Source organism: Pedomonas sp. (genome assembly GCF_036515995.1).
In the GTDB taxonomy this organism is placed as follows: Bacteria; Pseudomonadota; Alphaproteobacteria; order Sphingomonadales; family Sphingomonadaceae; genus Pedomonas.
Genome location: NZ_DATBUP010000237.1, coordinates 1 through 6,097, shown reverse-complemented (window position 1 = coordinate 6,097; position 6,097 = coordinate 1). Strand labels below are relative to the sequence as shown.

2 protein-coding genes and 1 pseudogene are annotated in these 6,097 nt (G+C 70.1%); all 3 read right to left on the bottom strand.

All coding sequences use genetic code 11. The annotated features are described in order from the left end of the window. Positions 1-2,858 (bottom strand): double-strand break repair helicase AddA (gene addA / locus VIG90_RS17265; RefSeq protein ID WP_331594765.1); only part of this gene is annotated, 2,858 nt, incomplete at its 3' end. Continuing rightward, positions 2,821-5,826 carry a double-strand break repair protein AddB gene (addB, locus tag VIG90_RS17260; RefSeq protein ID WP_331594764.1) on the bottom strand — a complete coding sequence of 1,002 codons (3,006 nt, stop codon included), beginning with the start codon at positions 5,824-5,826 and terminating at the stop codon, positions 2,821-2,823. The genes addA and addB, both read right to left, overlap by 38 nt. 4 nt (positions 5,827-5,830) lie before the next feature. Continuing rightward, positions 5,831-6,097 (bottom strand): annotated as a pseudogene (locus VIG90_RS17255) (hypothetical protein); the annotation flags it as partial.

Here is a 6,097-nt window from a genome sequence, read left to right as displayed (position 1 = left end):
GGCAGCTCGGTTGCGGGCTGCACGTCCCCCTCGCCCGGCTGGTCGAATCGCTTGGTCGGCCCTTCGAGACGGAAGCAGCGGATCTCGCCGTAAGCGCGCCAGAGCGGGTCATCGATGGTATGTGCGCCAAGCTCATCGAGCGCGGAGGCGACGGTCTCGTACCACGGCGTCAGGCTGCGGCTGATGTTGCGGGCCGGTTTCCAGCCGGCGATATACAGCCGGTCCTCGGCGCGGGTGAGCGCGACATAAAGCAGGCGGGCGTGCTCCTGCGCCTGCTTCTTGCGGATGGCCTCGATGGACTGGCTGACCGGGCCGACGGCGTAGGCCTTGCCGCCGTACCAGATGGGCACGGTGCCGTCCTGCACCCCCTCCCCCTGGGCCCTGATCGGCACCATTGGGTTCTTCTCGTCCGGCAAGGCGTAGGCGTCCGCCAGAATGACGACCGGGGCCTGCAGGCCCTTGGCGCCGTGCACGGTCATCACCCGGACTTCATCGCGGGCGGCTTCGGGGTCGCGCTTCACCTCGATGTCGCCGCGCTCCAGCCAGTCGAGGAAGCCTTGCAGGGAGGGCGGGAAATCCCGCTCGTAAGCGAGCGCCGCTTCCATCAGCATGTCGAGCGGATCGCGCGCCTGCGGGCCGAAGCGGCCGAGCGCCCGGTTCCGCCCGCCAAGGTCGGAGAGCACGATTTCCAGAAACTCGTAGGGCGGCGCCCAGTCGGCGACGGCCATGACGTCGTGCAGGCGGTCATAGGCGCGCGCGGCCTCGGTCTCGCCCGTATCGGCCCAGCGCTTCAGCTCGGTCCACAGCGAGGCCTCGCCCCGCCCGTTGGCGACGGCGAAGAGCTGATCCTCGCTCCAGCCGATGAAGGGGGACTTGAGCACCTCGGCCAGCGTCAGATCATCGTCCGGCAGCAGGGCGAAGCGGATGAGGGAGAGGATGTCCCGGACCGCCAGCGGCACGGCCAGCATCATGCGGTCAACGCCCGCCACGGGCACGCGCAGGTGAGCCAGCTCCGCCACGAGGGCGCGCACGAACTCGCTGCGCTTGCGCACCAGCACCAGGATATCGCCGGGGCGCACCGGGCGGTTGCGGGCTTCCAGCATTTCGCCGCGGCGCAGCCAGTCAGCGATCTGGTGGGCGATCTGCTCGGCCAGCTTGCGCTCGGCCGGGGGCTGCCAGTCCATTTCCGCAACGGCGGTGTCCGCGGCTTCCTCTTCCTCGGCCGCCGTCGGCTCGATGGCGGGCCACAGCGCGACCATGCCGGTCTGGCCGGAGCGGGAGGCGACGTGCGGGTGCGCCTCGCGAATGCCAAGGGCGTCCGGGCCGAGCTGGTTGATGGCAGCATCGACCACTTTCAACACCGCCTCGGTCGAGCGGAAGGAGCGGTCGAGCGGGACGCGGCGCAGCTCCGCGCCCACGGCCTCGGCTTCCGCCGCGTAGCGCTGTTCCGCCTCGATGAAGGTGGCGGGGTCTGAGCCCTGAAAGCCGAAGATCGCCTGCTTGAGATCACCCACGGCAAAGACGGTGCGGCCCGGCTCATGGGTGCCGATGCCGGCGAAGAACTCCTCGGTCAGGGCGCGGACGATGGCCCACTGGTCGGCGTTGGTGTCCTGCGCTTCATCGACCAGCACGTGATCGATCGACATGTCCAGCTTGTAGCGCACCCACTGGGCCGCGCCCTCGGCGGTGAGGAGGCGGGCGGCGCGGGCGATGAGGTCATCGAAGCCGAGCGCGCCGACGCGCGCCTTGTAGGCGTCCATGGCGGCGGCCAGCGTGAAGCCGAAGCGCAGGTAGCAGGCGGCGGTCTCGACGGCGCGGAAGCGGGACAGGGTGTCCTGAAGCTCCGCCACGCGGTTGAGCGCCTTGTCCGCCACCTCCAGAATGTCGGGATCGAAGGTGATCGCGCCCTTGGTTGCCAGCTTGGCGAAGGGCTTGCCGGAGGATTCGCTGAAGAACAGGCCGCGCAGGGCATCGAACGTGTCAGCGCGGTCATGGGCCTCGCGCGCCAGCCAGAGCTGGAGGCGGGCGGCCTTGTCCTGATCGCCGGGTGCGCCGTGCTTCCAGCTTTCAGCAATACGCGGCAGCTCAAGCCACTGGAGGCGCTCGTCCGTCACCTGACCGGCGAGCCAGTCGGTCGGGGAGCCGTCGCGCGGCAGGCTGAACAGGGCACGCAGGCGCGGCTCGATACCGCGCAGGCCGCCCTGCCCGGCAAAGCCGAGGATGCGCGGGCCCTGCCGGATCAGCTCGTTCACGATGGACATGAACTTCTGGTCGCCCGCCGCGACGGAGATGCAGGCGACGTCTTCCAGCAGGCGGTGGTCGCCCTGCCGCGCGGCGCGGGAGAGCTCGGCGGTCATGACCGTGCGGATCGCCTCGGACGCGGTGCGGTCATCGAGCGTCGAGAAGCCCGGCGCGATGCCCGCCTCCAGCGGGAAGCTGGCGAGCAGGGACTGGGCAAAGGCGTGCAGGGTCTGGATCTTCAGACCGCCCTCGGCATCAAGGCAGCGGGCGAAGAGCGTGCGGGCGCGGCCCAGCCGTTCCGGGCTGGGGATTTCGCCCAGCCCCTCGAACTCGGCGCGAAGCTGGTCATTGCTGGCGCGGGCCCAGTCACCCAGCACCTTGAACACGCGGGTGGCCATTTCGGCCGCCGCCGCCTTGGTGAAGGTGATGCAGAGAATGGACTCCGGCTTCACGTCCTGGAGCAGCAGGCGCAGCACGCGGGCGGTGAGCACCTGCGTCTTGCCCGAGCCGGCCGAGGCCGACACCCAGACCGGAGCAGTGGGGTCCGCCGCGCGCGCCTGCTCGGGCGTCAGCCGGAAACTAGCCCTGGCCATTGCCGCCCCCGTTCCCGTTGTCATGACCGCTGCCGTTGCTGTTACCATTACCGTTGCCATTGGTGCGGCCGAGCCATTCATCGACCCGGGCCAGCACGTCGTAATCCTGCCCGCGCGCATACTCGGGGTGCAGCTTGGCGATGAACGGCGCCGTGCCGTCCAGATACTCCTGCACCGCGTCCTTGAGACGGATGACGGACATGGCCACCCAGTCCTCCACCGTGATCCACGGCTTGCGGCCATAGATGAGGGCGTCCGTGTCCTTGCCCTCGGTCGCGCCGCCGCTCAGCTTCCAGTAGCGCAGGTCAGCGGCCTTTGCCGCGCCCAGCTCCTTGAAGCCGCCGTGCTCGGCAATGAGGGCCAGCAGCGGGAGCTGAGGCGCATAGCCGCTCTCGCGCTGGGCGTGGGTGGGCGGCTCGCCGGTCTTGTAGTCGATGATGGCCAGCCTGCCCTCGTGGTCACGCTCGATGCGGTCCGCCTTGCCCTTGAGGGTGATGCCCGCGACCTCGATCTCGCCGCTGACCTCGACGCCCGCCTGCGTCCAGTTGCCGGCCATGCGCTCATGCACGCGGGCGGCCACCCAGTTCGAGATGCGCTGGAGCCGGGGCCGCCACAGGTTGGCGATGAGCGGCTGGCGGAAGATGTCCGCCAGCACCTTTTCCATTTCGGCCTGCAGGTGCTGGGCGGAGAACACGCCTTTGCGCGCCCAGTTCTCCAGCGCCTCGTGCAGCAGGGTGCCGCGCTCGGCCGCGTCAGGGTCCGCCTCCAGCGGGTCGAGCGGGCGCAGGCGCAGGATCTTGCGAGCGTAGAACACATACGGGTCGGTCAGGAGGGTCTCGACCTCGGTGACGGAGAGCTTGCGCGGACGGGCCGTGACCGGCGGGGTCGGGCGCGGGCGATCGGCGGGCACGACGGCGTGGGGATGGTCGAGCCCGCGCGCGAGGGCCAGCAGTTCGTTGTCATGCGGCATGCCGCCGACGGTCGCCTCGAGGCGCAGCCAGAAGCGGGAGGGCACGGTGGGGGCCGAGCCGTCCTTGCGCGCCCGGGTGAGCAGCACGTTGGCCGAGCCCAGAAGCTGGGAGAAATCGTGCGCGCTCTGGCCGACGCGGCGCTCGACCGTCCACAGACCCAGCGTCCGGCGGATGGCGGGGCTGAGCCAGGGATCGGGCGCGGGGATGCCCGGCCATACGCCCTCATTGAGACCGGCGAGGATCATCAGGTCCATGCGCTGGAGGCGCGCTTCCATCAGACCCCAGATCGCCAGGCGCGGGTGGGTGCGGTAATGCGGGCGCACGACGACATCATCCAGCCATGCGGTGAAGAGCGCGGGGTAATCCTCCGGCTCGAACCGGCCCAGCCGTTCGCCGCAGCGCTTGAGATCGCCGAGGCGGGCGGAGAGTTCGCGTCCGGCATCGCCCAGCCACAGGTCTCCGTTGCCGACGAGCTTCTGGCTGGCGTTGATGTGGGCGTCCAGCATCGTCTCGCCGTCCACCTGATCGGTGTGCATCAGGTCAGAGAAGGGCTCGAGGATGGAGGCGATGCCCTTCCACCAGCGCTCGAGGTTGCGGCCGATGCGGGCCAGATCCTTGCTGTCATCCTGAAGCCCCTCGATGGCTTTCCGGATGCCGTCCAGTCCCGGCGCGGCGCGCAGGCGGCGCAGCACGTGGCGGTCAAGGTCGCGCACGGAATGCAGGTGCGCGGCGCGGTTGGCGTGGGAGCAGGCGAGCGGATGCTTGAGCAGCGCCAGCAGGGAGACGGCGGAGAATTCCCGCAGCGTGGCGGTGGCCAGCAGGCGCATGAAGACGGCGGGCGGCGTGTTGCCGAGCGGGCGGCCTGCCGAGTCATCGATCTCCACGCCGTAGCGGCGCATCAGGGCGGCGACGCGCCGGGCAAGGTTGCGATCGGGCGTGACCAGCGCGGCGGTCTTGCCCGGCTCCTCCAGCACCCGGCGCAGGGCCAGCGCGATGACCTGCGCTTCCTCGGGCGGGTTGGCGGCCTCGATCACCTTGACGCCTTCCAGCGCCTTGTCCGCCGGGGGCAGGTTGTGCCAGCGGGTGGTGACGGCGGCGGGCAGCATGGCGATGCGGGTGGCCTCGACCCGGTGCGGCTCGGCGTGACCGTCCCACGGCCACGGCTCCACTTCCTCCCGCGCGACGCCCAGCGTGTTGAGCAGCTGCTTCAGGTCCCACTGCGGATGGCGCGGATCGACCGCCTCCCACGCGGCATCGTCCAGCTCAAGGTCCAGCCCCGGCAGCACCACCATACCATTGGGCAGGCGGGCGATGACGCGCAGCAGATCCGCGGCGGCGGGAATGGAGCCGATGGAGCCCACCGCCACCACCAGATGCTCGGGCGGGGCGTCCATCCAGCGGCGGGTGAGCGCTTCGAGCAGGCGGTTGCGCCGGTCGGTCGCGTCAATGAGCTTGCGCTCGGCCAAGTGCTTCGGCCATGCGTCGAGCACGATGGAGAGGAAGCCCAGCGTCATCTGCCAGTGTTCAGCCAGCGTGTCCGGCACGGTCTCGCGCAGCTGGGCGGGGTCGACACGCTCGATGATGAGCTGGTCCAGCGTGCGGGTGAGCGCCGCCGCCAGCCGGTGCACCTCGGCGGCGGGCGTGTCGCCGCGCCCCTGCGTTGCCAGCCATGCCTTGACGAGGCGGGAGAGCTCCACCTGCCGCTCGACGACGCCGATGGAGGGGGGAATGTCGGTCTCTGCCGCGAAGTCATCGAGGAAGCTGCCGAGGGCTTCGTCCTCGTCAATGTCGCCGAACGGGGTCAGGCGGGGCAGCAGCGTTGCCCGCGCCTCGCTCTGGCGGATGAACGCCTCGCTCATGGCGCGGGTGGAGCGGCGGTTGGGCAGGAAGATCTGGGCGCGGGCAAGGCCGATGGGGTCACGCTCGGTCAGGGCGTAGACGCCGCGCGCCACCGAATCCACGAACGCCTCGTGGGGGGCGAGCGTGTAAACCCGGGGCCGTCCTCCCTGCAGTTCCGCCATGCGCTTATCCTTGCCTTAGAGCCGTTTCCGATCTGATTGGATCAGATCGCAGCTCTAAACTCTTGTCTGGCCGCACTTTCTCAGCCGCAGGGTGTGCCACCCTGTGAGAGAGCTGCTCCAGGCGGGCGGTGGCTTCCTCCACCGCCTCGGGCGTGCCGACGTGGTGCCAGAGCCCGGTGTGAACCAGACCGTACAGCCGCCCGGCAGCCAGCGCGCGGTTGTAGAGCAGGTTGAGCGAGAACGCCCCGCCCGGCAGGTCCGTGAACAGGCG